19 protein-coding genes are annotated in these 23,759 nt (G+C 43.8%); 10 read left to right on the forward strand and 9 right to left on the reverse strand.

The genetic code is table 11. The features are described from left to right. Positions 1–54: 54 nt before the first annotated feature. Entirely contained in the window at positions 55–1,509 is a 1,455-nt protein-coding gene (locus F6J90_RS20080; protein ID WP_293097251.1) for an HlyD family efflux transporter periplasmic adaptor subunit, read from the forward strand. Positions 1,510–1,920: 411 nt separating this feature from the next. Here F6J90_RS20080 and F6J90_RS20085 read toward each other — a convergent pair whose 3' ends face one another. Then, entirely contained in the window at positions 1,921–2,295 is a 375-nt protein-coding gene (locus F6J90_RS20085) for a cytochrome c (protein ID WP_293097254.1), read from the reverse strand. A gap of 574 nt (positions 2,296–2,869) precedes the next feature. On the opposite strand from F6J90_RS20085, the gene petG reads away from it, so the two are divergent. Further along, positions 2,870–2,983: a cytochrome b6-f complex subunit V gene (gene petG / locus F6J90_RS20090; protein WP_070395274.1), complete on the forward strand. Its 114-nt coding sequence runs from the start codon at positions 2,870–2,872 to the stop codon at positions 2,981–2,983. A 35-nt stretch (positions 2,984–3,018) separates the two neighbouring features. Here petG and rsmD read toward each other — a convergent pair whose 3' ends face one another. Both rsmD and hisH read right to left on the reverse strand, forming a co-directional pair. Next, complete coding sequence (rsmD, locus tag F6J90_RS20095; protein ID WP_293097257.1) at positions 3,019–3,558, reverse strand: 16S rRNA (guanine(966)-N(2))-methyltransferase RsmD; 540 nt, start codon at positions 3,556–3,558, stop codon at positions 3,019–3,021. Between the two features lie 73 nt (positions 3,559–3,631). After that, positions 3,632–4,288, reverse strand: coding sequence for an imidazole glycerol phosphate synthase subunit HisH (gene hisH / locus F6J90_RS20100; protein ID WP_293097260.1), 657 nt, complete (start codon positions 4,286–4,288; stop codon positions 3,632–3,634). 61 nt (positions 4,289–4,349) lie between these two features. Between hisH and F6J90_RS20105 the strand changes: the two genes are divergently transcribed. After that, positions 4,350–4,859: a peptidase C15 gene (locus F6J90_RS20105; RefSeq protein WP_293097263.1), complete on the forward strand. Its 510-nt coding sequence runs from the start codon at positions 4,350–4,352 to the stop codon at positions 4,857–4,859. Positions 4,860–4,943: 84 nt separating this feature from the next. Continuing rightward, positions 4,944–5,123: a hypothetical protein gene (locus F6J90_RS20110; RefSeq protein WP_293097265.1), complete on the forward strand. Its 180-nt coding sequence runs from the start codon at positions 4,944–4,946 to the stop codon at positions 5,121–5,123. Positions 5,124–5,633: 510 nt separating this feature from the next. On the opposite strand, the gene ylqF is transcribed toward F6J90_RS20110, so the two are convergent. Both ylqF and F6J90_RS20120 read right to left on the reverse strand, forming a co-directional pair. Beyond that, positions 5,634–6,500, reverse strand: coding sequence for a ribosome biogenesis GTPase YlqF (gene ylqF, locus F6J90_RS20115; RefSeq protein WP_293097268.1), 867 nt, complete (start codon positions 6,498–6,500; stop codon positions 5,634–5,636). A 141-nt stretch (positions 6,501–6,641) separates the two neighbouring features. After that, the gene (locus F6J90_RS20120; protein WP_293097271.1) at positions 6,642–7,058 is read right to left on the reverse strand and encodes a universal stress protein; all 417 of its coding nucleotides are present in this window, start codon (positions 7,056–7,058) and stop codon (positions 6,642–6,644) included. 192 nt (positions 7,059–7,250) lie between these two features. Between F6J90_RS20120 and F6J90_RS20125 the strand changes: the two genes are divergently transcribed. Further along, positions 7,251–8,456: a phosphoglycerate kinase gene (locus F6J90_RS20125; protein ID WP_293097273.1), complete on the forward strand. Its 1,206-nt coding sequence runs from the start codon at positions 7,251–7,253 to the stop codon at positions 8,454–8,456. 461 nt (positions 8,457–8,917) lie between these two features. Here F6J90_RS20125 and F6J90_RS20130 read toward each other — a convergent pair whose 3' ends face one another. Next, positions 8,918–13,171 carry a DUF2157 domain-containing protein gene (locus tag F6J90_RS20130; protein ID WP_293097276.1) on the reverse strand — a complete coding sequence of 1,418 codons (4,254 nt, stop codon included), beginning with the start codon at positions 13,169–13,171 and terminating at the stop codon, positions 8,918–8,920. Positions 13,172–13,331: 160 nt separating this feature from the next. Next, positions 13,332–14,540 (reverse strand): 2-deoxy-scyllo-inosose synthase, encoded by a 1,209-nt coding sequence (locus F6J90_RS20135; RefSeq protein ID WP_293097278.1) that lies wholly within the window; start codon positions 14,538–14,540, stop codon positions 13,332–13,334. Positions 14,541–14,921: 381 nt separating this feature from the next. Here F6J90_RS20135 and F6J90_RS20140 point away from each other — a divergent pair, with 381 nt between their 5' ends. Continuing rightward, complete coding sequence (locus F6J90_RS20140; RefSeq protein WP_293097281.1) at positions 14,922–15,050, forward strand: hypothetical protein; 129 nt, start codon at positions 14,922–14,924, stop codon at positions 15,048–15,050. A gap of 57 nt (positions 15,051–15,107) precedes the next feature. Here the strand turns inward: F6J90_RS20140 and F6J90_RS20145 are convergent, their stop codons facing one another. Beyond that, entirely contained in the window at positions 15,108–17,744 is a 2,637-nt protein-coding gene (locus F6J90_RS20145; RefSeq protein WP_293097284.1) for a hybrid sensor histidine kinase/response regulator, read from the reverse strand. A 5-nt stretch (positions 17,745–17,749) separates the two neighbouring features. Then, complete coding sequence (locus F6J90_RS20150) at positions 17,750–19,162, reverse strand: ABC transporter substrate-binding protein (protein WP_293097287.1); 1,413 nt, start codon at positions 19,160–19,162, stop codon at positions 17,750–17,752. A 5-nt stretch (positions 19,163–19,167) separates the two neighbouring features. Here F6J90_RS20150 and F6J90_RS20155 point away from each other — a divergent pair, with 5 nt between their 5' ends. The 4 genes from F6J90_RS20155 to nblS all read left to right on the forward strand — a co-directional run bounded on the left by F6J90_RS20155 (position 19,168) and on the right by nblS (position 23,356). Beyond that, the gene (locus F6J90_RS20155) at positions 19,168–19,341 is read left to right on the forward strand and encodes a hypothetical protein (protein WP_293097290.1); all 174 of its coding nucleotides are present in this window, start codon (positions 19,168–19,170) and stop codon (positions 19,339–19,341) included. Between the two features lie 60 nt (positions 19,342–19,401). Continuing rightward, complete coding sequence (locus F6J90_RS20160; RefSeq protein ID WP_293097292.1) at positions 19,402–19,536, forward strand: hypothetical protein; 135 nt, start codon at positions 19,402–19,404, stop codon at positions 19,534–19,536. A 10-nt stretch (positions 19,537–19,546) separates the two neighbouring features. Next, on the forward strand, positions 19,547–20,845 hold the full coding sequence (locus tag F6J90_RS20165; protein ID WP_293097880.1) for an MFS transporter: 1,299 nt from the start codon (positions 19,547–19,549) through the stop codon (positions 20,843–20,845). Between the two features lie 501 nt (positions 20,846–21,346). Continuing rightward, positions 21,347–23,356, forward strand: a complete 2,010-nt coding sequence (nblS, locus tag F6J90_RS20170) for a two-component system sensor histidine kinase NblS (RefSeq protein WP_293097883.1) — start codon at positions 21,347–21,349, stop codon at positions 23,354–23,356. Positions 23,357–23,759 lie beyond the last annotated feature (403 nt).

Below are 23,759 nucleotides of genomic sequence, written 5' to 3' on the forward strand. Positions count from 1 at the left end.
AGTAATTAAATAGTGTTGCGATCGCACAATCAATTCCGCGATTTTAGACATTCCATGAAGCAGCTTCCTCAACGGCTAACTTACCTTATGGTTGGAGTTGGCATCATCACAGTAGTTGTCCTAGCATTTCGTCCTGCACCGATTCGGGTTGATCTAGCCGAAGTTAAACGCAGTAGTTTGCAAGTAACAGTGGATGGAGAGGGAAAGACCCGTATCCGCTCCCGCTTCGTAGTTTCAGCTCCTGTTGCCGGTCGGCTGGCGAGGATAAAACTAGATGAAGGAGATAAAATTAAACAAGGCGCAATCATTGCCCAAATTGACCGCCTTCCTCTAGATGCAGATGTCCGAGAAGCTCAAGCACGGCTAAGGCAATGGCAAGCAGAGCGTGATGGGGTAGCAACCAAGCGACCAAAACCACAAGCTTTATTCCAGGCTCAAGCCCGCATCCGGTCAGCAGCAGCCCAACAGCAAGAAGCTCAAGCTCGGGTCCAGCAAGCATTAGCAGCACTAGAGCAAGCAAAACGCGATCGCCAACGCTCCCAACAGTTATACATTGATGGCGCAATATCTCGTAAAGAGCTCGAAACAGCTCAATTGTTAGAAACTACCCGCCAGAGGGAATTAGAAGCAGCGCAACGGGAAGTGGAAAGTGTGGCCGCTGAAGTAGTAGCCGCCAAAGAAGCCCGTGCCATTCTCCAAGCCGAACAGCGAGACCCTGACTATTTACTTGATGTCTACAATGCTCGCATTGCCAGTGTTAAAGCCGAACTTGCTAAGCTAGCCGATGAAGCAGCCCGTGCTGAAATTCACTCCCCAATTGATGGTTATGTCCTACGAGTCAATGAGGAAAGTGCTCGGTATGTACAAGCCGGAACCCCCCTGTTGGAACTAGGGAATCCTGCTGACCTAGAGATTGTCGTTGATTTGCTTTCTACTGATGCAGTCAAAGTCAAGCCAGGAGCAAAAATGCTCATTGAACATTGGGGAGGAGAGCGCACCCTAAACGCTCAGGTGAAATACGTCGAACCCTCAGCCTTTACCAAAATTTCAGCTCTTGGGGTAGAAGAACAGCGAGTGAATGCGATCGCTAATTTTGTAGATTCCCCAATTCCTTTAGGTGATGGCTACCGAGTAGAAACACGGATTGTAGTTTGGGAAAGCTCAGATGTGCTAGTCGTTCCCTTAAGTGCCATTTTCCGCTGCGACTCACAACAAAATAGCTCCCAGGACTCCATTGGAAAAAATAGGGATTATTTGTCCGTGTCTGTAGCAGGGGGAACACAGGGAAGTAACCAATTTTCAGATCATCAAGGGAGTATCCAGCGCTCCAACTTCCAGACCTGGTGTACATTTTTGGTGGAAAACAACCAAGCGAAGAAACGTCAGATTATAATTAGTCAGCGCAGTAATCTTGAAGCAGTGGTTGAACAAGGACTTCGAGAAGGAGAAATAGTCATCTTGCATCCCAATGAGCAAATTCAGGAAGGAAAACAAGTTGCACCCCGTTAACTACCTATCCGTTGACTAGCCATAGTAGATAGTTGAAATTTTTATAGTTTACATTGATACCAAAAGCGATGGGCGTTGCTGAATTCAGGTATAATCTTAAACTAGCAAAATTAGCGTAGGCTAAATCAAAAATCAATCAGCAACGCCGGAAATATTATAAGTTAATCAACATTTACATTTAACTGGCATATTTTTTCTTCAGCGCTCTTCGTTAACCTACCCTACGGGAACGCCAAAGGCGAACAACCTTTTTGAATTAAGAATTAAGAATTAAGAATGTAGAATTTGGAATTCTACATTCTTAATTCTTAATTCTGCATTCTGACAGACAACCTTAAACCTTCAACCTTAAACCTTTAACCTTTAACCTTCAACCTTGGCCTTTGGCCACGCTACGCGAACAACCGTTAGTTACAATTTCTCCAGGTAACTCAACAGGTCTGCCATATCTCTAGTCTGAGGTTGAAACTTAGGCATTGGTGGTGTTCTACCACTGATCACTTGCTGAATCAGGCTGACGTCAGACTTTCTCTTAGAGATACTCAGTAGACTCGGCCCTACATTGCCATCCCCTTTGGCTCCATGACACCCAGCACAGTTGATTTGAAAAATAGCATTACCTCGGACTGGATCACCGTTCAGGGACAAAACCTTTTGTACATAAGGATCGGAATCCTGCATCATGGGAATTCCGATCAGGCTAAGACTTATAGCAAGCAAAGCGACTAGTACTATCAAGGTGACTCGCCGCACTAGAACTCTAGGTTGGACAAGCTGGTTTTCCAATGGGTCTCCTGTCAAGTTGACTATCAATAAAGCGCTTGTAATCTCGATAAAACTGAACCATTGATTAAGTTGTGTTAAGCAATGATAAGTAAATACTTAGACTAAGTATTATTTTTGTTTATAAACATAGTTTAAAATTTATGGAGTCATTAATCAAGATCTTGTGTTGTATTTGTATTATATGCTACACTATGCCTCCCTCTATATACCTGATACTAAGGGAATAGATCTAAGGTATACATTTTAGTATATAAGCTGGGATATAGGAAAAAGTACTCAAGTCAAGTCAGGGCTTAGGTCATTAGGTCAGAGCCTCCTGAGTGTTATAGCACTACGCATTTAGATTCGGAGCATTTAGATTAGGACATTCCTAAACGCCGAAACTTAGTCATAGCTTACTTCTGACTTCTGACTTCTGACTTCTGACGCTAAGCGTAGCGCTATACTGAGCAATCTCAACCCATGGAACTCAGGATGGTTGATAAATTAGTGTTTGACGACCAGCAGCAGCCTAAGGTTGATCAGACCTAGTAATATGAGAAACAGGTAAAAAAACTTAATTAGGAGACTTAGTGTGGTAGAACCGTTGCTTGTTGGGATTGTCCTTGGCTTAATACCTGTTACTCTATTGGGGTTATTTTTTGCTGCCTATATGCAATACCAACGGGGTAACCAACTTGGGGGTTAGTTTTTCCTTCCGATGACCTGAGCTAAACCCCTGACCTAAACCAATGGGCAATAGAAGGTCAAGGCAGTATTGCCATAGACCTTCTGGCGACAAATTTCTAAATTGGGGATTGGTTGTGGTTGCCAGTAGTTAGAGCTATGCTCAACAGCTAACTCACCATGGCTGTCGAGGAGGTGGTATTGAGCGATCACATCTAACACTGGCTGGTACAAATCACTAGCGTAGGGGGGGTCAAAATAAATGTGGTCAAACTGCTGAGGAGCCAAGGTTTTCAATCGCCTGACCACATCCCCCTGCAACACCCGAAATTCTTGCTGCGCCTGAGCCATCTGTTGCCAGTTTTGACGAATGATTGAACAAGCTTTTGCCCATTTGTCAATTCCTACCACCAAAGCAGCTCCCCGACACAGAGCCTCAGCACCCATTGAACCACTACCAGCACATAAATCCAGCCATCGGCAATTCTCTACACTACCTTGCCAAATATTAAATACTGCCTCCCGCACCCGTGCTGGTGTCGGGCGGGTAATTTGTCCTGGCAAAGTTTTCAGTTGGCGATTGCCGTAAATTCTCATCCAAAAACAGGACAGTCGGGAGCCTGCTGATTACATCAGTAGTAGTAGCAGAATTTTAAAAGAAGAAGAATTTTCAGGCTTTGGTCACAAGTGTACGATCATGGCAGTAACCCTTGACCTGAGCCACGAAATTAGACAAAATTTGCAGTCCTGTAGTAGAAGACTTTTCCGGGTGAAACTGTACTGCTACGACATTATTGTAAGCGATCGCAGCCGTCACGGTTTGACTCCCATGAGTAGTAGTTGCGGCTATAATCATAGGGTCAACTGGGTCCACATAATAAGAATGGACAAAATAGACTCTGGGATTGCCCGATAAATGCTGCCAAAGGGGACAATCCGGTTGAGTAAACTCTAGCTGGTTCCAACCCATATGGGGAATCGTAATACTCGGTTCTCGACGAAAGCGGCGCACCGTGCCAGGCACTATGCCTAATCCAGGTTCTGTGCCTTCTTCACTTGCCTCAAACAGAATTTGTAAACCTAGACAAATACCTAAAAAGGGTTTACCGCTGGCAATGGCTTGTTTAATCGGTTGCTCCAGGTTACGCGATCGCAAATGTTGTATCGCTGGGTCAAACGCCCCCACTCCCGGTAGTACCACCGCATCCGCCTGTTCTATATCTGCTGGTAAATCTGTCACTAAGGTAGTTGCACCAGCTTTCTGTAACCCCTTACAGGCAGAGTGCAGGTTCCCCATGTCGTAGTCTACAACCGCAATTACTGGCATTAACCTGCTTTCCCTTACATTGAACTATTGAAGTTATTTTTATTCTAATTGGTTATCTTGGATGAACAAAAAAATCCTCCTGACATCCTTTCAAACCTGGCTACCGGATCAGGTATCTAACTCCTCTGATGATTTATTAGGAAAAATTGCTCAAATCACTGATTTCTCTGCTTCCCTGACTTTTCTAAGACAGTTGCCCGTCGATATTGCCCAAGCTAGTGCTCAGGTAATTGCCAAAATTGATCAAATACAACCCGATGGGATTATTTGTTGTGGCATGGCTAGTAAGCGGGAAAAATTAACCGTGGAATCCTGTGCTACTCGTGAAGATGCCTGCCTTCAAACCCCAGTGAACTTAGAGCAACTAGTAGCTGCCTTGAGTGGATGTGAGATTAGCGATGATGCTGGTAAATTTGTCTGCGAAGGACTCTATTACGAAGTGTTGAAGTATCTTGGAGAACATCACCTCAATACTTCTTGTATCTTTGTTCATGTGCCTGTGCTGAATCGAGACAATTTGCCTAGTATCTTGGCTGATTTTAGAATAATTTTGGAACGAATGGCACGATAGACTTCCCCGGAGTTGCCAGTAACTTCGGATCGGGTAACTTCCGATCAGCACAGAATAATTGAGAAAAACATTATCACGAAAGCAATGCAGCGCCTTAATGAGAGGGTTTCCCCCACTCGCGCTTTGCATCAAGACAATACATTGACAAGAAGCCTAATCAAGACAACCTTCAACCTTCAACCTTCAACCTTCAACCTTCAACCTTCAACCTTCAACCTTCAACCTTCAACCTGCCAACCTTCAACAAAGACAAACTCTTGTTAAGAAATATTGATGCTTATTGCAGTATATATTAATACAGGTAAACAGAGCTTACGCAATTCAGCCATCGACACACTACCTGTAGGGGTTAAAGGGTAACTGTTAACACTACCTGTAGAGTTCTTGCGTAAGCTCTGCATCAGCTGTTTCGGTGCTCAATACTGATTATAGGACTTATTGAAAAACTTTTCCCTCGGCAATATTACTGAAGTTGGTTACGCTAATTAGCTCAAGTCATCTGTCTCAAGTTAGGTTTAGCTCCTAAATTCGCTTCCTCGCTTAAGTTCTGGTATTTCTTTTTCAAGAAATATTGACAAGATTGGTTCAATCAGACTATGGTAGATATCTTTATAGACAAAGATATCCACAGGGAACTTAGGCTCGCACTGTACGACTCCCGCTGTGCTACTTGCTCTGTGCGACGCTCACTAGCTAGTAATCAACTAGTACCCTGGCGCTTGTAATTGTACTTTTGTAGATGCTGTAGATGCTAAGGAATTACATTGGTGGTATTTACGGTAGTACTCCTGGTGGTACTTCCAATGCAATTGCTCCGAGTAAACCCTTACGAAAATCCCCCAATAGTTGCCGTGCTGTACGTTCGATGTTTCCCTGATAGCGATAGTCGGCTAGAGCATGTAAGTAATCTTCAGCGGTCAATGGGTTTGGGTCTAGTTGGTACCGCTTTTCTAAAGAAGACTTTAATAAAAGAGTGTACTCCTTCATATTATCTAAATCTTTCAGGAATGCAACCAGTGCTGTTGCTACCCGTTGGTTGTCGTAAGATGCTTCACCGATGTCATCACAGATAGCTAACTTGAGCGCCTGCTGCTGATTGTTTAACTTGGCAGGAATAACACCAGGAGCATCAAGTAGTTCGAGTTGCTCAGAAATACGTATCCAACGCAATTGGCGTGTCACACCGGGACGACGAGCACTCTCAACCACACGACGTCCCAAAAGTCGATTAATTAAAGCCGATTTACCAACATTGGGAAATCCAATTACCACAGCTCTGACCGGACGAGGTCGCATTCCCCGTGAGCGCCTACGTCGATTGATTTCCTCCCCAGCTGTCTGGGCTGCTTTAGCCACAACTCGGATTCCCTTACCCTGTTGAGCATTAGTGAAATAGGGGATATCCCCTTGCTGTTGAAACCACGATTCCCAAAGTTGGCGCATCCTTGGGTCAATCATATCCACCCGGTTGATCACTAACACCCGAGTTTTATTGCCCACCCACTGGTCGGTTTGAGGATGATGAGTAGAGAGGGGAATCCGAGCATCCCGCACCTCTAATACCACATCCACTCGCTTCAACTGTTCTTTGAGTTCTCGCTCGGCTTTAGCAATGTGTCCGGGATACCACTGGATTGTCATGAGTCATTAGCCCTTAGTCACTCGCCATTAGTCATTAGCCCTTAGTCATTAGTCATTGGTCATTGGTTAATTGAAAATCGACCATTGGCAATTGACAATTAGCAAGCAAGCAATTTTATTGGACCAATGACTAATCACAAATTATGGGACAATCAAAACTGGGCAAGGGGACAAATTAATCACTCGATCGGCCACGCTATTAGGTATACCTTCCTCTGTCAAGCCTAGCCCCCGAGAGCCCATGACAATTAAATTTGCCTCAATTTCGTCAGCCACATCGCAGATCACGAAGGCAGGCTTTCCTTCCCGCTCCAGGGTTTTGGCTTCAATGCCTTGCTGAGCAAATAGTGCTTTGGCACCGTTAAGCAGTTCTGTTACTACTTCAGGGGATGTCATTGCCTGGGGAGCAGCAGCTGTAGCCTGGCCAGGGTCAGGTTTTTCAACCACTGACAGCAGATATAGATTGCTGCCGTACTTTTGCACTATGTTCCCAACAACCTCAGCAACTTCACGGCTTTCTCGACTTGAGTCAATCGGAAATACAACGGTATTGAACATATCACAGATTTCCTCCAGGATCCGGACTCCGGTAAAATGTGAACGGTCTTAACAAAAGAATACCTTTTGTCCTGGTCATTCAGCTGGTGATTTACCAGTGAATGTACAGCGACTCTCTGACGTCAAATCATCCGGCAAGACGGCTGATAGTCAGGGATTAGCAGGCAATAGCAATTAGGAGATTAATCTACTGTGTCCAAGAAAACTGTAGCAAATTTAAGTGAATCAGATTTAGCCGGAAAAACGGTATTGGTAAGAGCAGACCTGAATGTGCCCCTGGATGACAATGGCACCATCACCGATGATACTCGCATTCGTGCTGCTTTACCCACTGTTCAAGATTTACTTAAGAAAGGGGCAAAGGTAATCCTGTGTAGCCACTTGGGACGACCCAAGGGACAAGTCAAGGAAAGCTTGCGTCTAACCCCCGTTGCTGAGCGTCTTTCGGAACTGCTGGGTCAACCGGTGACCATGTGTAAAGACTGTGTTGGGGACGAGGTCGCTGCCCAAGTTGGTGCTTTGGAAAATGGTCAGGTGGCTTTACTGGAAAATCTCCGCTTCCACGCTGGAGAGGAAAAGAATGACCCAGAATTCACCAAACAGTTGGCATCCCTTGCTGATTTGTATGTCAATGATGCTTTTGGAACAGCGCACCGGGCTCATGCCTCTACTGAGGGAGTCACCCATTACCTGAGTCCTTCTGTAGCTGGGTACTTGATTGAGAAGGAACTGCAGTATTTACAAAATGCTGTAGAAAATCCCGAAAAGCCTCTAGCTGCAATTATTGGCGGCTCTAAGGTTTCCAGTAAGATTGGGGTGATTGATACTCTACTGGAGAAGGTGGATAAACTGCTAATTGGCGGTGGAATGATTTTTACCTTCTACAAGGCCCGTGGTATGAGTGTGGGTAAGTCCCTGGTGGAAGACGATAAGCTCGATTTGGCGAAATCTTTAGAAGCTAAGGCCAAAGAGCGTGGTGTAGAATTGCTGTTGCCTACTGATGTGGTCATCGCAGATAATTTTGCTCCTGATGCTAATTCCCAGACTGTCAGTATTGAAGCTATTCCCGATGGCTGGATGGGTTTGGATATTGGTCCAGATTCTGTGAAGGTGTTTCAGGACGCTTTGGCAGATTGCAAAACTGTGATCTGGAATGGTCCGATGGGAGTGTTTGAGTTTGATCAGTTCGCCAAGGGGACAGAAGCGATCGCAAACTCTATGGCTGAGCTGACCAAGACAGGTGCATCTACCATCATTGGTGGTGGTGACTCAGTAGCTGCCGTGGAAAAAGTTGGTGTTGCTGACCAAATGAGCCACATTTCCACCGGTGGTGGTGCCAGCCTTGAGTTACTCGAAGGTAAGGTTCTACCTGGAATTGCTGCTTTAAATGATGCCTAACTATAGTTTGTTTTTTAAACCATAGTTTGAAATCATTGTTTTAAATAAGGAGATAGCATTGCTGTCTCCTTATTTACCATTGTCTTGATGGTAAAATTTTTGGTTTCCGATCAATCAGCCTTTGTTTTGATGATATATTTGGAAATGCTAGATTGGGACTAAGGGCGAAAAAGTCATAAAAAACAGAGCATCGCAAAAACGTTACCATCAGTAATTTTTTCGTAAACGTCGGGTGCATCTCATATTTGTAAAAAAGTGGCGTAGGGTGCGTTAGGGACGGGCTCGCCAAGACGCAAGCCATAGCAAGTGTTGGGACAGTCCGTCCCGTAACGCACCACCGCGTCAAATAGCATGCATTGAGATGCACCCTAAACGTCATCCAGCATTATCTCTACAACCTGCAACCTGCAACCTGCAACCTGTAACCTTCAACCTTAAACCTTAAACCTTAAACCTTAAACCTATTCCCAACCTTGCAATTGATTCATCCAAGCTGTAATCTGATCACGGCGAGTTTCAAAGGTAGCGGCAATCCTGATAAACCCAATTCCCACAAACAGCGCTACCACCCATTTAGAAAATGGATAATCAACGCTAAAAATCAGTAGTTGGTAGATCGCATTAATTAAAAATGTTCCAGTCCCGACATAAAGAAATGCTCTTACTTTCATCGCCAATCCAGCAAAAATTAGCACTACACTAATTCCTCCAGTTAATAATCCAAGCCATTGATGAGTCCAAAACGAAACTAAACAAATAATACTAGTCCCGACTAACCGGAGATTGTGGCGCATTTGTTTTTGGGGGGGTTGGCTTAGATAGGGATCGACTTGGGCAATATAGAGTAAGGATAAACTCAGGGGTAGAACATACCAAAGAGCAGCAGTTAAGTGTAGTTGTTCAAACCAGCGGAGCAACATCCAGTCAATTACTACTACACTGATAAAGGTAAACCGAATTTGCTGATTAAAAATAGCGAGAATAATATAGAAAGCTGCGATAATCAGCAAACTAGCTAAATTACCGCTATAGGGATTTTCGCCAATAGCAATCAGGGGGATTAAGAAAGCAGCGATTTGCCAAGGACGTTTCGACCAACCCCAATCTTCCCAAGGTAGGAAATACAGAAAGTAAGCGACTAAGGATGCGATCGCACCTTTCCAAGGCACTAATGGTCCCGATAACAAACGCGCCACAGGGGTATTGATCCAATACAGCCGCATCCCCCATGCTTCAGCAAAACCTAAATAAACCCAGATTTCTCCAAACAGGCGATTGGACCGATTTCGTCCTTGAGAAATAGCATAGATAACTAAAAACGCGCCAGTACTAAATCCCAGCATCATAGCGGATTCAATGGGCTCAGTTGTTGCTGCTATCAACAAACAACTACTCCATACCCAATGGAGATGGGAAATAACCTTTAGTTCTTTGGGGGTAAAATGTAGATATCCTTTCAGCCAAGGAGAAAATACCCGATAGGCGTACATAATACTAGTGCCAAGCACTGCCATTATAATCAATCCATCCCCTTTTGCTCCTCCTCCTAATTGGGATAATTGATAAAATAACAGTTGATAGGCAGAAACCGATACCCCAAATAGAGCAAGGTAAATTAGAGGTTTAAATTCTGCACGGCGACGCCCTACCCCAATGGCAATTGTTGCTAGGGCAAAAGATGATAAACCTGTCCAATTGGTAAAGGTTCCCCAACGCAAGAGCGCTCCTAAGCTACCGTATAGCAGGGGAATAATATGCCAGCTACTAGGTATTTTGTCGAGATTAGATCGGCGTCGCCACCAATCTCCTAAAAATTGAGCAATTAGTCCTAATACTGTATTGGCAACGGCTAAATTGATCAGTGGATGGTCTAATAAGCCCAGCGCTTCTGTAGTTAAGAGTTCCACACTCCAACCAATCCCATAAATAGCCCAGTTGGATGGATAAGGAAAACTGCGATACGCGATCGCTCCTAAGGTCACTGCATTTACAATGAGCATAAACCATGTTGGTGACCCAAACCCAATGTAGACTATCAGAGAATAACAAGTCAGCAGAATTAGCTGAAAAATAAACAGTGTGATTGCCCACCCATCCATTGCTTGTGCATAGAGTTTTGGGAGGGTTGAAGGTTGGAGGGTTGAAGGTTGAAGGTTAGTCGGTTGAAGGTTAGTCGGTTGAAGGTTAGATGGTTGAAGGTTAGATGGTTGTTCGCCTTTGGCGTTCCCGAAGGGTAGGTTAGTCGGTTGAAGGTTAGTTTGTTGTTCGCCTTTGGCGTTCCCGAAGGGTAGGTTGGCTTGTTGAAGGTTAGTTTGTTGTTCGCCTTTGGCGTTCCCGAAGGGTAGGTTGGCTTGTTGATTTGAAGTTTTAAATTGTGATTGGTTATCCTGTATCTTGCTAACACGAAGTAACCAGCTTCGCCATAACCATAAGGTTAAAATAGCGATCGCTCCAACAACAAACCAATCTTGTCCGGAAGGTTGGGGAAAGCCAAGGATGCCATCCCAAAGCAGGAATCCTACTAAGCTGATGCTGCATCCTACGGTAATTGCTGCTGATGTTAATTGCTTTAAATAGCGGGTGTTAATCAACATCAGTCCTGTAGCGGACGCTAAACTGATTAACCGCATTCCTGGTATTCCTAGGATCAGGAATTGGGATAGGATTACAGCAACTACACTCAACCGGATCACAAACTTGTCTTGAGGGGGTTGCCAACTGCGATAACCACGTGCTAATCCAGTCAGAGATAATGGAGTGATTAGCCACAACAGACCCCATGCTCTCAGGTAACTATCTGGGTTAAAGTCATAGACAGTATAGTTGACACACAATAATAGATAACTCAGACCAGCTAAACTTAAACCCAAGTGCCAAGCACTTTCTCGCCAGATCCGGACATAGTCAGAAGTAGCGGGAATCTTTAAACTCAAGCTCCATTCTGCTACCATCAGGGCTAATAAAATTGCTGAGAAGCCGCCTAGATGTAGGTTGGGAAAGAGATAGTTAATGGCACTGATAACGGTTGCGATCGCACTACTGTGGGTTAGGTAGACCCTTAAGCGCAGATGATGCTTAATCCCTAAGCTACACTGTCGCTGAGTCACAATCCCTAAAGTGATAGCAGAATTAATACCATTAATCGTGAGCAACAGAGGATTGGAAAAACACAGAGTAGTCAGATTAACTCCTATTCCTAGTGCAATGACTTCTGCAAATTCTGCCAGATCATGTTTTTTGCGCTGATATAACCAATCTGCTAATCCAACAATTAAAACCAGATAGGGAAACAGTACTAAACTCAACAATACATAGGGAGTTTCTTGGGAATGGGTTAACCTAGTTGCTGTTTCCAGTAGCCAGGTTTGTATTAATGGCGGAATCAATCGCCATGAAAGCCAAACCATCTGTAAGCCAATGGCTAACATGGCGGCTAAATCGGAACGTCGCCAAAATTTTAGTAAACGATTGACAAAGAACCACACCCCTAGCCCACTGACAATCATGGCTTGCCAAGGAAACTCAGCTGCTACACAAACTAGCCAACCCAGCACCAGCAAGCTACCCCCTAACCAAATCATAGGGAGACGGGGAGACGGGGAGACCGGAAGAGATGGTGCCTGAGGCTTTTGGTATAGCCAGTAGAGAAACCAACCACACATCCCGATAGCTAACCCCAGTTGTTCAATATCGACACCTATGACAAAAATTGCTCTAAATAGCAGGATGCCGATGCCATAAACTAAGATGCGGAAGCCAGCAACATCAAAAATAAACGCTGAATTTTGCTTTCTCGATTCTATATATAAGGTAGCGATGGTGCTACCGATGCCCAAATAAACTGCTCCTATGGGAAATCCAGGGATACCCCAACCCCAGTTTAAGTAACTCAGACCTAAATAATTAATAATGGGTAAGGGGGATGATTGTTGTTGTCGTAATCGGAAAAATGCGTTCCCGTAGCCGCGACCTAAGAGTATCGAACTTAGTACTATCGCACTTAGTACCACTGTCGCCACGGCTACCACTAGCCAATTTAAGGGATGACGCCACAAGCCAAAGCCATCCATTGCCCAAAAATTGACTGGGATGAGCAACACAGTGACAACTCGCAAGGTCTGGGCTGTTAGCGGTAAATTCCCTTGTTTCGTTGTCCAAGCACTAATCCCCCAAAAGCTCAATGTATAGGCAAGTAATACTCCATACTGTCCAGCAGCTGGGAAATTCTCCCATTGACTAGCAGCCAGTACCCCAGAGGATACCACCACCATAAACATACCCAGAAACAGCAACCAGCGGACACTGAATTCTGCTTGAAGGGATTGCCACATTTGAGCAATCCAGTTGGGTTTCTTAGGTAGTGGTGTCTCCGGTGCAAAGTCATTACTAGCTAAGGGTGAGACTAGTTGAGGTGCTGGTTTCGCGACTGGTAGAGCAGAAACCTTTGGATTTACACTAGGTTCTGGTAAGGCACAGGTGAGATGTTCTCGACACAACCGTTTTACAAAGGTTTCCTGGAGCAAACCCAAACGTAACCAAGCATCTAATCCCTCTAAAAGAGCCGGATGGGATGCTTTAGTTTTAAATATGATATCGATGCTAGTCTCAGAGAGTAAACCTAGCTCTTGCCATAGGGCTAAAGCTTCCAACAGTTTAGACTGGGAAGTATTGGTTTTGAGGGCAATAGTGATAGAACCCTCCCGTGGCGATGACATAGGCAATATTCCTATTTAGATAGGAATGCAAGGGGGGCTGATTTAGGATACAGGTAGTTACTATTGTCCACTAAAGAGCCGGAACCTTGCTAGATACCACATTCCACCCTGTCAACTGTCACAAGAGAAATTGATGCTCTTTGAACTCTTTATTTATTGATTATAGGGATAAGCGATCGCATCCCCTAACACCCGCATCTCCTAACACCACTTGATATGGGGTATTGTGCTGTAGTCCTGAACTAGTTTTACCGAGGACATAACGAATCGCTTGCGCAACGATTTCTTCGGGAACAGCTTCTAGATAGTATAAATTTGGCTGATGAAGCTCTCCGATTCGTTTAGCGAGAATCATGCAAATAATTCCTTTTTCTGTGGGAACATAACCCCGTTTGTTGTCATGGAGAACTCTATTCCATACAGCCAGAAAAATATCTTTATCGAGAATGGGCAGACGTGGATGGATTTTTTCTATGAGTTGATCGTGTTTTGCCCGGTCTTCATCACTCATAATGCCCATTTTATTAGCAACACATGATGCCGCTAACATCCCAATGGCAACTGCCTCTCCATGACTGAGGCTATTATGGGGACAGGATAATTCAATAGCATGACCAATCGTATGCCCATACTCAAACACAATACCAGTGTTTTTTTCCCTAGCATCGTGCTTTAAAAGTCTATTTTTGGCATTAATCCCGGATATCACTAACTCTTCAAAGGCGGCGCTACTAAATTTGAGATCCTTGTGGCAATTGAGTTGATTGATCAGAACGTCATAGAATTCATCTCCAAAAAGAATGGCATTCTTGACCAATTCTCCCAACCCCGATTTAATATTTTTTTCATCAAGAGTGGTTAAAACCGAGGTATCATGAATGACTGCTGTGGGTAAGTGAAATAGACCAACAGTATTCTTGTAACTCAGATAATTAATAGCTTGTTTCTGGCTCGTGACACTGTCATGTACTGCTAAAAACGTAGTCGGGAAGTGGATTAAGCGAATTCCCCGATACAAAAGTCCAGCTGCCAACCCAAAAATATTGCCAACTATTCCTCCTCCAAACGGAATTATAATTGACTGTCTTGTACATCCCTTTTGAATGAATGTGCACAGAATGTAATCTAAATTTTCTAAGGTTTTATTGTTTTCTCCGGGAGGAATCACACAGGTTGAATAGGGTATACTATTCTGGTCTAATATATTTAGAAATCGAGCACCATGGTAGAACTTAGAGTGGTCATCGAAACCGATAAATAATTGGTCAAATTTGAATTGTTTAATAATTGTCGCTAATTGAGCTAAACAATTGGTTCCAATGTAGAAAGGTACCAAGTCTTCGCCAAAATTGAAGCTGATATTTTTCATATCTCAAAATCATTATCTGTATCATCTCAAGATGCACCATTAAATTCCCTAAGACTTATATCCTTTTTCTAAAAAAAATGCAACATAGGATTGTCGGTTGATTGGTAATGGGTAATCGGTAATTGGTAATATTACGACCATTACCAATGTCCAATTACACATTCCCTTTAGGGATGAGTTATTTGTTGCAGGTATTTAGAGAGTAGGGATAAATCCTGTTTATACTTGTAAATATCAAATATAACAGCAATTCAATGCTTTTGTAATCCGAAATTACCCTGAATATAGTATAAAATTAATGTCAAGCAATGCTCTTGAATTTGCTAAAGTTTTTTGACGACGATTTAACGGGTTAAATCAGTAATTAATTTCAAGTTTAAATTGATACTATCAAGTTCGCTGGCTTCCTTTGTTTATAGCATTGATAGCAATCCGTTTAGGAATGGTGATAATTTTTGTTCCCTACTCCCTACTCCCTACTCCCTACTCCCTGCTCCCTGCTCCATTTAAACCAAAATACTCTGTCCTAAACTATACTTCGGTTGCTATAACTTTAATTATATCTTACTACTTATCAATATAGTGTTTAAGTAATTTACGAAGTTGTTTCAACTGAAACCCTTCAGCTAATTCAGTAATTTCTTGGACAAAGGGGGCTAACTTAGGATCCAATTCTTCAAGCTTGTTAACCTCTTGGATAATGCCATTAAGGTCACCTTTTTTTCCTAGGTCATACAGTTGCTGGATGACATCTACTGGAGGAAGGATAATTTCTGAAGGATGAGGTACTCCAGATGAGGGATGAATCTCAGAATCTGTTTCCGCCTTGCTCTTTTCTCCTGGATCTTTTTCTTGATAAACCCATTCCAGTCCCAAATGAACCTGTAACATGTCTAGCAGAGTTTTTGCCTGTATTGGCTTGGTTAGAAAATCGTCACCCCCAGCATCCAAACTCCTGTGCTGGTCACTTTCAAACACACTGGCTGAAGATACAATCACCACAACATTTTGTAATTGGGGGGACTGGCGCAGTTGCTGTATCATTTCAAAGCCATTCATCTCTGGCATAACCAAGTCGGTGATAATTAAGTCAGGGTGAAACTCGGCTGCTTTCTTCAAACCCTCCTGACCGTTACTAGCTTCAGCAATTTCAAAGCCAATTGCTGTTAGCAAATTGATTACTACCGAGCGATTTTCCCAACGGTCATCCACCACTAATATTTTCCGCGTCTTACCTTGATAGCCAACAATTTTTCCTTCAACAGCAACTCCAGATCCTACTGACTCATCTTCAGCTGAGGGTAACTTGACATCGAACCAAAAAACACTGCCTTTCCCAAGTTGGCTTTGCACTTCTATGGTACTGCCCATCATCAAGACAATTTTATCACAAATGGCTAATCCCAGTCCGGTTCCTTGGGCTTGCTTGTTGGTATCTCCTACCTGCTCGAAGGGCAAAAATATCTTGTTTAATTGCTCAGGTGTCATACCTACACCTGTGTCTTCAATTTGGAAGTGAATCTGGTAGGTAGACAATTTTTCTTTTGTTTCAACGTTGGCTGTTTGACTGGTGACTTTAAACGTCACTCCCCCACTGTCGGTAAATTTTATGGCGTTACCAATTAAGTTAATCAGCACCTGTCGCAGGCGTTTGTCATCAGCGTGAAGGCTGTTGGGAAGTTGAGAATCCGGTTGAAAAATAAATGAAATGTGCTTTTGATATGCTTTAATACGGCAGATTTCTGCTACCCCCTTAAGAAAGGAATGAAAATTAAAATTTTTGGGATTGAGTTCCATTTTCCGGGCTTCGATTTTGGATAGGTCTAAAATATCGTTAATCAGGGTTAACAGATGAGAGCCACATTGATGAATGATGCTGATACCTTTACGTTCTTTATCAGTCATTGTTGAGGAGCGTTGCAGAATTTGAGCATATCCCAAAATGCCGTTGAGGGGAGTTCTTAATTCATGGCTCATGTTGGCGAGGAATTCGCTTTTGGCTTGGTTAGCAACTTCTGCGTCCTGTTTAGCTTTAGCAAGTTGAGCGGTGCGTTCCTTAACCCGGTTTTCTAAATCTTCAAAGGACTCTTTTAACTGCACTGCCATTTTATTAAAATTCTCAGCTAAGACCCCAACTTCATCATTGGTCATCACAGGTACGGTTTGGGTCAAATCCCCAGCGGCTAGGCGAGCGGCTGTCTGACTAATGACTAAAATTGGCTTGGTGATCCGGCGTGATAGCAGATACACTGCCACCAGGAGTACCCCTGCGGAGGTTAGCCCAATCAACAGAATACTCTCGGCGAACTGGCGGGCTGGTGCAAATGCCTCTTTTTGGCTCATTTCCGCAAGGAAAGCTAAATTCTGATTAGAGAGCCAGCGATAAACACCAATAACGGGGGTGCGGTTATAGTTCAGGTAAAGTCCAAAACCATCTTGCTGAGCGATCGCGCTATCAATCCCAACACTACTAACTCCATCCACAAATTCTGCTTTTGCTGCGTCTTCACCTGAGATAAAAACTGTCTTGGAGCCAGCTCTGCCAACTAGATACGTTTCCGCCGTTTCTCCTAAACCGGTATTCTCCCGAATTAGGGTATCAACCTCTCCCAAATCCAAATCAACTTTCAATGCTGCCATTTTTACTCCCTTGGGATCAACAATGGGTGTAGCCAAGGTAATGGCTGCCTTTTTGGTTGCAGAGGAGAGGTAAAAGTTGGGCACAACAGCATCAACTAACTCAGCTGTAAAGTAAGTGGTCGGGTATCCCAGTGGTCGGAATTTTCCCTTCATGGTTGGATTCTGGGAAGAAAAGATCACGAAGCCGTCATTACCGGTTACAGTAATGCCTTCCATGTTTGGTTTAACCGCAACAAGCTGGGAGACATAGTCACGTAAGTTAGCGTAGGCTCTTTGATAGGAGGGTTGGGATTGATCCGTCGTTAGTAATATTGCGATCGCATCCTTTATTTCTTGTTGTTGGCTCACCAAGAGGACATCCTTGAGCTGATTTTCAACCCACTTATCCAACTGATAGGCTTTCAGGGAGGTAGCCACGGTCAGGTGATTTCTGACCTGTTGTTCTAATGATTCCCTAGCGCGACTGTAAGCCGCCACTGCCACAAGGCTGATTGTCACAACTGACAGTAGGGAAAAATAGCTCACCAATTGAGTCAGTAAACTTTTACTTTTCTGGGGCTTCATCGTTTTTACCTCGACTGGGCGAAAATTTCCTTAATCTGGGCGATCGCCCCATTGGCAGCTTGCTTAGGGGATAAATCCTGTTGAATAATCCCTAAAATTGCCTTAGCCCAAACATTCTGGCTAGACACCAGGCTATAAGCGGGATGGAAAACGGTATAAGACGGACGGTTTGGTTGCTGGTATTGCCTAATTCCGCTGGCTAGGTGGGGGTCAGTAGGCTTACCCCAGAAAGGGTCTTTGAACAGTGGGGTCATCACAGGGAGGATACGTCCCTTGGAACCCTCCTTGAGCAACCGATTCAGGTTTTCTGGTTGGAGTAGATAGGATAGGAAATTCTTTGCCGCCTCCTGATGTTTAGCGGCTTTAGGGATAACGATTTGTTTAACGGTTGAAATCAACCTAAGTCTCCGCCCATCGGGTTTCTTCGGCCAACCTCCTGTCACAATTTGTTTGAAGTAGCGTTCCGCTGCTTGTTGATTATATTGATTTCGCTCCAGCTTCTGAGTTCCAGGAATTCCCACTGTAGAGTTAAGAGTCATCAGGGATTCACTTTCCAGGAAGCTGACATTATTCCCAGCGCCAGTCCATTCTACTGCTCTCGGTGGCACATACCCATCTTGATAGAAGCTAGCGTATTGTTTTAAGGCAGCAATTATGCCCTGGCGAGCATCAGGGGCATCGAGCAACAACTGACCTTTTTCATTTAAGATTTTGACATTGTAGGCTTCCAGGAACTGTTCAAATATTTGCAGGGTATCAGCCTGCACAGCAGACATACACAAACCTAAGCCATAGATATTTTTTCGCCCACTAGCACGCAATTTATTCTGCGCTTGCTTCCAAAAGTTCCAAAATGCATCCCACTCTTGGGGAATTGCCCGATCACTCAGACCTACCTCTTCGAGAAGACTGCGCCAGTAGTGAACATGGACTGTAGTCTGGGCGATGGGTACAGCATAGTAGCTGCGCTTTTTAGTAATATTGTTCCCATAGTAGACGGCTTGTAAAGCTGTAGGAAAGAAGTCGTATTTAATGGGATTTAGCAAGTCAGATACATCAGCTAATTTGTTTGTCCAGGCCAGATTGGGAAACAGATCAAAATTGCCGTCGGTAGTAAATACCACATCCGGTGCATTGCCTTGGTCAATGGCTTTGAGAGTATCTTGGCTGATAGTGTTTGGTGGTACTAGCCTCAGTTCAGCTTTAAGCCCAGATTCTTTTTCCCACCCGCGAACTATCTCAACAATCACTTCATTTTCTTCAGGTAGATACCCTAGCATCCACCAGATCCGAAGCTGAGCATCTTCGGAAGATAAATTCCCATTAGGACTTGGTTGATTAGGAGTTTGGGTACAGTTAGCTAGCCCTAAACCAAGCAAAAACAGGGATAGCCGAGTGAATTCACGCCTAGAAGTCATCGGGTATGGTGATTAGAGCCTTTGCTAACTGTATAATTCCCAGGTTGGATAAAAAAATTCCTACAGACAAGGAGGACAAGGGAGAGATGGGGAGATGGGGAGATGGGGAGATGGGGAGATGGGGAGATGGGGAAGTAATACCTTTGATGGCAACTTTGTATCAAGTAAATAGCGGCTAAAGAGCGGCTGATCTCACGTTCGCTATATCTACCAAAGCCATAGCAATCCGTGTAGGAATTGTGATAATTTTTGTTCCCTGTTCCCTACTCCCTACTCCCTACTCCCTACTCCCTACTCCCTGTTCCCTACTCCCTGTTCCCTGTTCCCTGTTCCCTTTGCTATTTTACTGTAAACTTAAATGTAAAGAATTGTAAATGCTACTCAATGGCTCAACCCCTCAACCTTTTAACCTTACCGAAATTGCTCAATAAATTATTATCTTTGCTCCCAGCATTAAGGCAAGAGATTTGGATTCTAGCAACCGGTCGATTGTTATTGCATATCGGTCAAGGGTTTACTTTAGTTTATGCCTCGATTTTTTTTGTTAATCAGATTGGTTTATCCGCCACCCAAGTTGGAATTGCTCTAGGGAGTTCTTCAATTTCTGGAGTATTAGGACGCTTGATATCAGGGACTTTGGCTGATTCCAAGTTTTGGGGACGCAAGAAAACTTTGCTACTCTCGGCAGCTGTTTCTGCTCTAGCAAGCCTTTGTTTAGCGTTTACCTATAATTTTCACACTCTGGTTATTGCTAACTTACTGATGGGTTTAGGGATTGGTCTATATTGGCCTCCTACTGAGGCAGTGGTTACCGATCTAACCACTCCTGTTCAGCGTAATGAAGCCTTTTCAGTGACTCGTTTAGCTGATAGCTTAGGACTAGGATTGGGAGTTATTGGGGCAGGCCAGTTAATTGCTGCTTCTGGGAGTTACCGTACTTTATTTGTGCTAAAAAGTATTTTTTATGTGATTTTCTTCGTTGTCATTTATTTAGCGATCGCAGAAACAAATAACGTTCAAGATGTGCCTCAATCCCCTACCCAATCCTGGAAACAAGCACTAAGCGATCGCTTTTTGATGATTTGGTTACTAGGGAATACTCTCTTCACTACCTATGATGCTGAACTCAATAGCATTATGCCCCTATATTTTGCAAATTTTGTTCCAGGAGGAGGAACAGAAACCGGATTAGCTCCAGAAACGATTAGTCTTATTTTCTTCTGGCATGTCGCCTTTAGTGCCATTTTCCAACTACCTGTTGCCCGCTTTGTAAACCAGTTTAAACGCACCAATATCTTGATGGTTTCTTTACTGCTGTGGTCTGGAGGATTTGTGTTAGTGTGGCTCACAGGAATTGTTGATAATCTGGCAGTTATTCCAGCATTTTTTGCTTTGTTACTCTTAGCCTTAGCTAAGGTAATTTATATCCCTTCTGCCTCTTCTTTGGTGGGGGATTTAGCTCCACAATCTTTGCGAGGAGTTTACTTTTCTCTTGAATCTCAGTGTTGGGCAGTAGGTTACTTTATTGGACCGTCTTTAGGAGGTTGGGCATTGGACCAATCTCCAGAATTTAGCAGTGGTTTTTGGTTAGTGACTGCTAGCAGTGTGGGCTTAGGTTTTGGGATTTTATCCTATCTGGGCAAGAAAAGTCATGAGGTCTTAGGTGTTAGGCATCAGGCTTGAGGCATTAGGTGTGAATTTTTCAGGAAAATTGAGTATGAAAGATTCATAATTGATTTAAAAAGCATTATTTATGGTATTTTCAGCTATTTTTATGAACTTTAAAACTTTAATTGTGAGGCATTAAGCATCATAATTTTTGCTTGAGGATTAGGCTTTAAGTCCTAAAACCCGACACCTAACACCTATCACCTATAGCGTTTGTATTTGAGATGTAAACCTGTATGGTCTTTTTTTATTGGACAATATGAAGATCTCGAACCCCTCTTGCCTCTTGCCTCTTGCCTCTTGCCTCTTGCCTCTTGCCTCTTGGCCTTTGGGAGTATGTTGACAACCCAGATACAAACGCGCTTATCACCTATAATCTTTATTTTCCCATCAAGAGGTAAGGTTTTCTGGCTTTATAATTGGAGGATAGCCAAAAGTAGATGCTTTGCCAAAATCAAAGCATCTACCTTTGGAAGGAGTGTTGTTGTCTTACCTGTTGAGAGAGTTGAACTGACCTTGCTAGCTTTGCTAAAAACCCTTATCGACATTATCAGGCGTTGGTGGTCGGAGTTTACCCTCCAGACCAAGCTAATGGCAGCAGCAACTCTGGTTGTCTCATTGCTCATGAGTGGCTTGACCTTCTGGGCGGTGAATACGATTCAGCAGGATGCTAGGATGAACGACACTCGCTTTGGTCGTGATCTCGGTCTCTTGCTGGCTGCCAACGTTGAACCTCATGTTGCGGCACATAATTTCGACGAACTAGCTCGCTTTTCCAGCCGCTTCTACAGTAGTACCTCTAGTGTGCGTTACATTATCTATGCTGACGAGGATGGGGAAATAATCTTTGGTATTCCTTTCTCCGCAGCAGAAGTAAAGAATTCTTTAACCATTAAGCGTCGGATTGAGCTACCGGAGGGCTACGCCAAAAACTCTGATCAGCCCATGGCACGGCAGCACCTGACTCCTGATGGTCAAGTCACTGATGTGTTTGTTCCCTTAATTGACGAAAACAAATACTTAGGGGTTTTAGCTGTGGGCATTAACCCTAACCCTACGGTGGTGGTTTCCTCCAATTTAACCAGAGATGTGACTATTGCTGTGTTTATCTCGATCTGGGTGATGGTGATTTTAGGTGCAGTGGGCAACGCCTTGAATATCACTAAGCCCATTAAAGAACTACTAGTAGGGGTGAGAAATATTGCTGCTGGTAATTTCAAGCAGCGGATTGAGATGCCTTCGGGAGTAGAACTGAGGGAATTGGTGTGTAGCTTCAATGACATGGCAGAGCGCTTAGAACGCTATGAGGAGCAAAATATTGAAGAACTTACCGCAGAAAAAGCTAAGTTAGAGACTCTAGTTTCCACAATTGCCGATGGTGCTGTACTGATTGATACCAATTTTAAGGTAATGTTAGTCAACCCGACAGCACGGCGGATTTTTGGTTGGGAGGAGGAAGACATTGTCGGTAAAAATGTCTTATACCATCTCCCTGATGTGGTCGCAATGGAACTAACACGACCGCTCTATCAAATGGCTACAGCGGAGAAATCCACAGAAACAGAACGGGAATCCCGGGAAGGTGAAGAGTTTCGTATTACTCTGACCAAACCCATCTCTCGCACAGTTCGGATTCTGCTAAGTAAGGTACTCAACCAATACCGGGAAAATATTAACGGAATTGCTATCACTGTTCAGGATATCACCCGTGAGGTGGAGCTTAATCAGGCAAAAAGCAATTTCATCAGCAATGTTTCCCACGAACTCAGAACACCTCTATTTAACATTAAATCATTTATCGAAACCCTCCACGACTACGGCGAAGAACTATGCGAAGCTGAGCGAAAGGAGTTTCTTGACACGGCTAATCGGGAAACTGACCGATTAACCCGTCTAGTTAACGATGTCCTAGATTTATCACGGCTGGAATCTTGTCGAATTTATCAACTTGAACCCTTTGACATTGTTCGACCTATAGAGCAAACCCTGCGCACTTATCAGCTCAACGCTCGTGACCAAACCATTGAACTGGCTCAGGAGATTGAACCAGATTTACCACCAGTTATGGGTCACTACGATTTGTTGCTCCAAGTCTTGGCTAATTTAGTGGGCAACTCGTTGAAATTCACTGAGCCTGGTGGACGAGTGGTAATTCGTGCTTATCAATTAGAACCAGAACTCAATCCCCAAGAAGGAAAAGGCAGGGTGCGAATTGAAATCTCTGATACGGGAATTGGCATTGCTCCAGAAGACCAACAGGCGATTTTTGACCGATTTTTCCGGGTAGAAAACCGAGTTCATACCCTGGAAGGGACGGGATTGGGGCTTTCAATTGTCAGAAACATTATCGAAAGACATCATAGCCGAGTACACTTAGTTAGTGAAGTGGGAGTTGGGACAACATTCTGGTTTGATTTAGAGGTGTGTGAAGAAAAAAAAATTACGGTTAAAGAACATTTGCAAGTAGACACCTCACAGACAATACCAACCGACTCAGCGACTGCTAGTAATCTGTCAATTTCGTAGCGCTTAGTACTATCATGTCTAGTCAATTCGTCAGCTGTCAGCCGTCAGCTGTCAGCCGTCAGCTTAAAATAAACCTCGTTCGCGTAGCGTGCGCCGATGCGCAAACGGGAGAATTTAATATTAAGAGATTAATGATAATTTAAAGTCTTCAGAAAAGTCCTTGGCCTTGGCCTTTGGGCCACGCTACGCTCTTGGCTAAGCTACGCGAACAGCTTTCCGTAACTCAGCATTATTCGAATGCTTACCTCTTTTATTCTTAACGCTTTCCTCAGCATTATTCGAATGCTTACCTCTTTTATTCAAAAGCACCTCAAGTAGCGTGCCCATAGCCCATAAGCACCTCAAGTAGCATCTCAAGTAGCGCTAATCGCTGACCGCTGATAGCTGAATGCTTACGTCAATT

Origin of the sequence: Moorena sp. SIOASIH (assembly GCF_010671925.1) — a bacterium.
In the GTDB taxonomy this organism is placed as follows: domain Bacteria; phylum Cyanobacteriota; class Cyanobacteriia; order Cyanobacteriales; family Coleofasciculaceae; genus Moorena.

What these genes read in the sequence shown, in the direction of transcription:
- F6J90_RS20080 (WP_293097251.1), top strand. Translation starts at nt 55, where the DNA reads ATGAAGCAGCTTCCTCAACGGCTAACTTACCTTATGGTTGGAGTTGGC.
- rsmD (WP_293097257.1), bottom strand. Translation starts at nt 3,558, where the DNA reads ATGAGAATTTACGGCAATCGCCAACTGAAAACTTTGCCAGGACAAATT.
- hisH (WP_293097260.1), bottom strand. Translation starts at nt 4,288, where the DNA reads ATGCCAGTAATTGCGGTTGTAGACTACGACATGGGGAACCTGCACTCT.
- F6J90_RS20105 (WP_293097263.1), top strand. Translation starts at nt 4,350, where the DNA reads ATGAACAAAAAAATCCTCCTGACATCCTTTCAAACCTGGCTACCGGAT.
- F6J90_RS20110 (WP_293097265.1), top strand. Translation starts at nt 4,944, where the DNA reads ATGCAGCGCCTTAATGAGAGGGTTTCCCCCACTCGCGCTTTGCATCAA.
- ylqF (WP_293097268.1), bottom strand. Translation starts at nt 6,500, where the DNA reads ATGACAATCCAGTGGTATCCCGGACACATTGCTAAAGCCGAGCGAGAA.
- F6J90_RS20120 (WP_293097271.1), bottom strand. Translation starts at nt 7,058, where the DNA reads ATGTTCAATACCGTTGTATTTCCGATTGACTCAAGTCGAGAAAGCCGT.
- F6J90_RS20130 (WP_293097276.1), bottom strand. Translation starts at nt 13,171, where the DNA reads ATGTCATCGCCACGGGAGGGTTCTATCACTATTGCCCTCAAAACCAAT.
- F6J90_RS20135 (WP_293097278.1), bottom strand. Translation starts at nt 14,540, where the DNA reads ATGAAAAATATCAGCTTCAATTTTGGCGAAGACTTGGTACCTTTCTAC.
- F6J90_RS20145 (WP_293097284.1), bottom strand. Translation starts at nt 17,744, where the DNA reads ATGAAGCCCCAGAAAAGTAAAAGTTTACTGACTCAATTGGTGAGCTAT.
- F6J90_RS20150 (WP_293097287.1), bottom strand. Translation starts at nt 19,162, where the DNA reads ATGACTTCTAGGCGTGAATTCACTCGGCTATCCCTGTTTTTGCTTGGT.
- F6J90_RS20155 (WP_293097290.1), top strand. Translation starts at nt 19,168, where the DNA reads ATGGTGATTAGAGCCTTTGCTAACTGTATAATTCCCAGGTTGGATAAA.
- F6J90_RS20165 (WP_293097880.1), top strand. Translation starts at nt 19,547, where the DNA reads ATGGCTCAACCCCTCAACCTTTTAACCTTACCGAAATTGCTCAATAAA.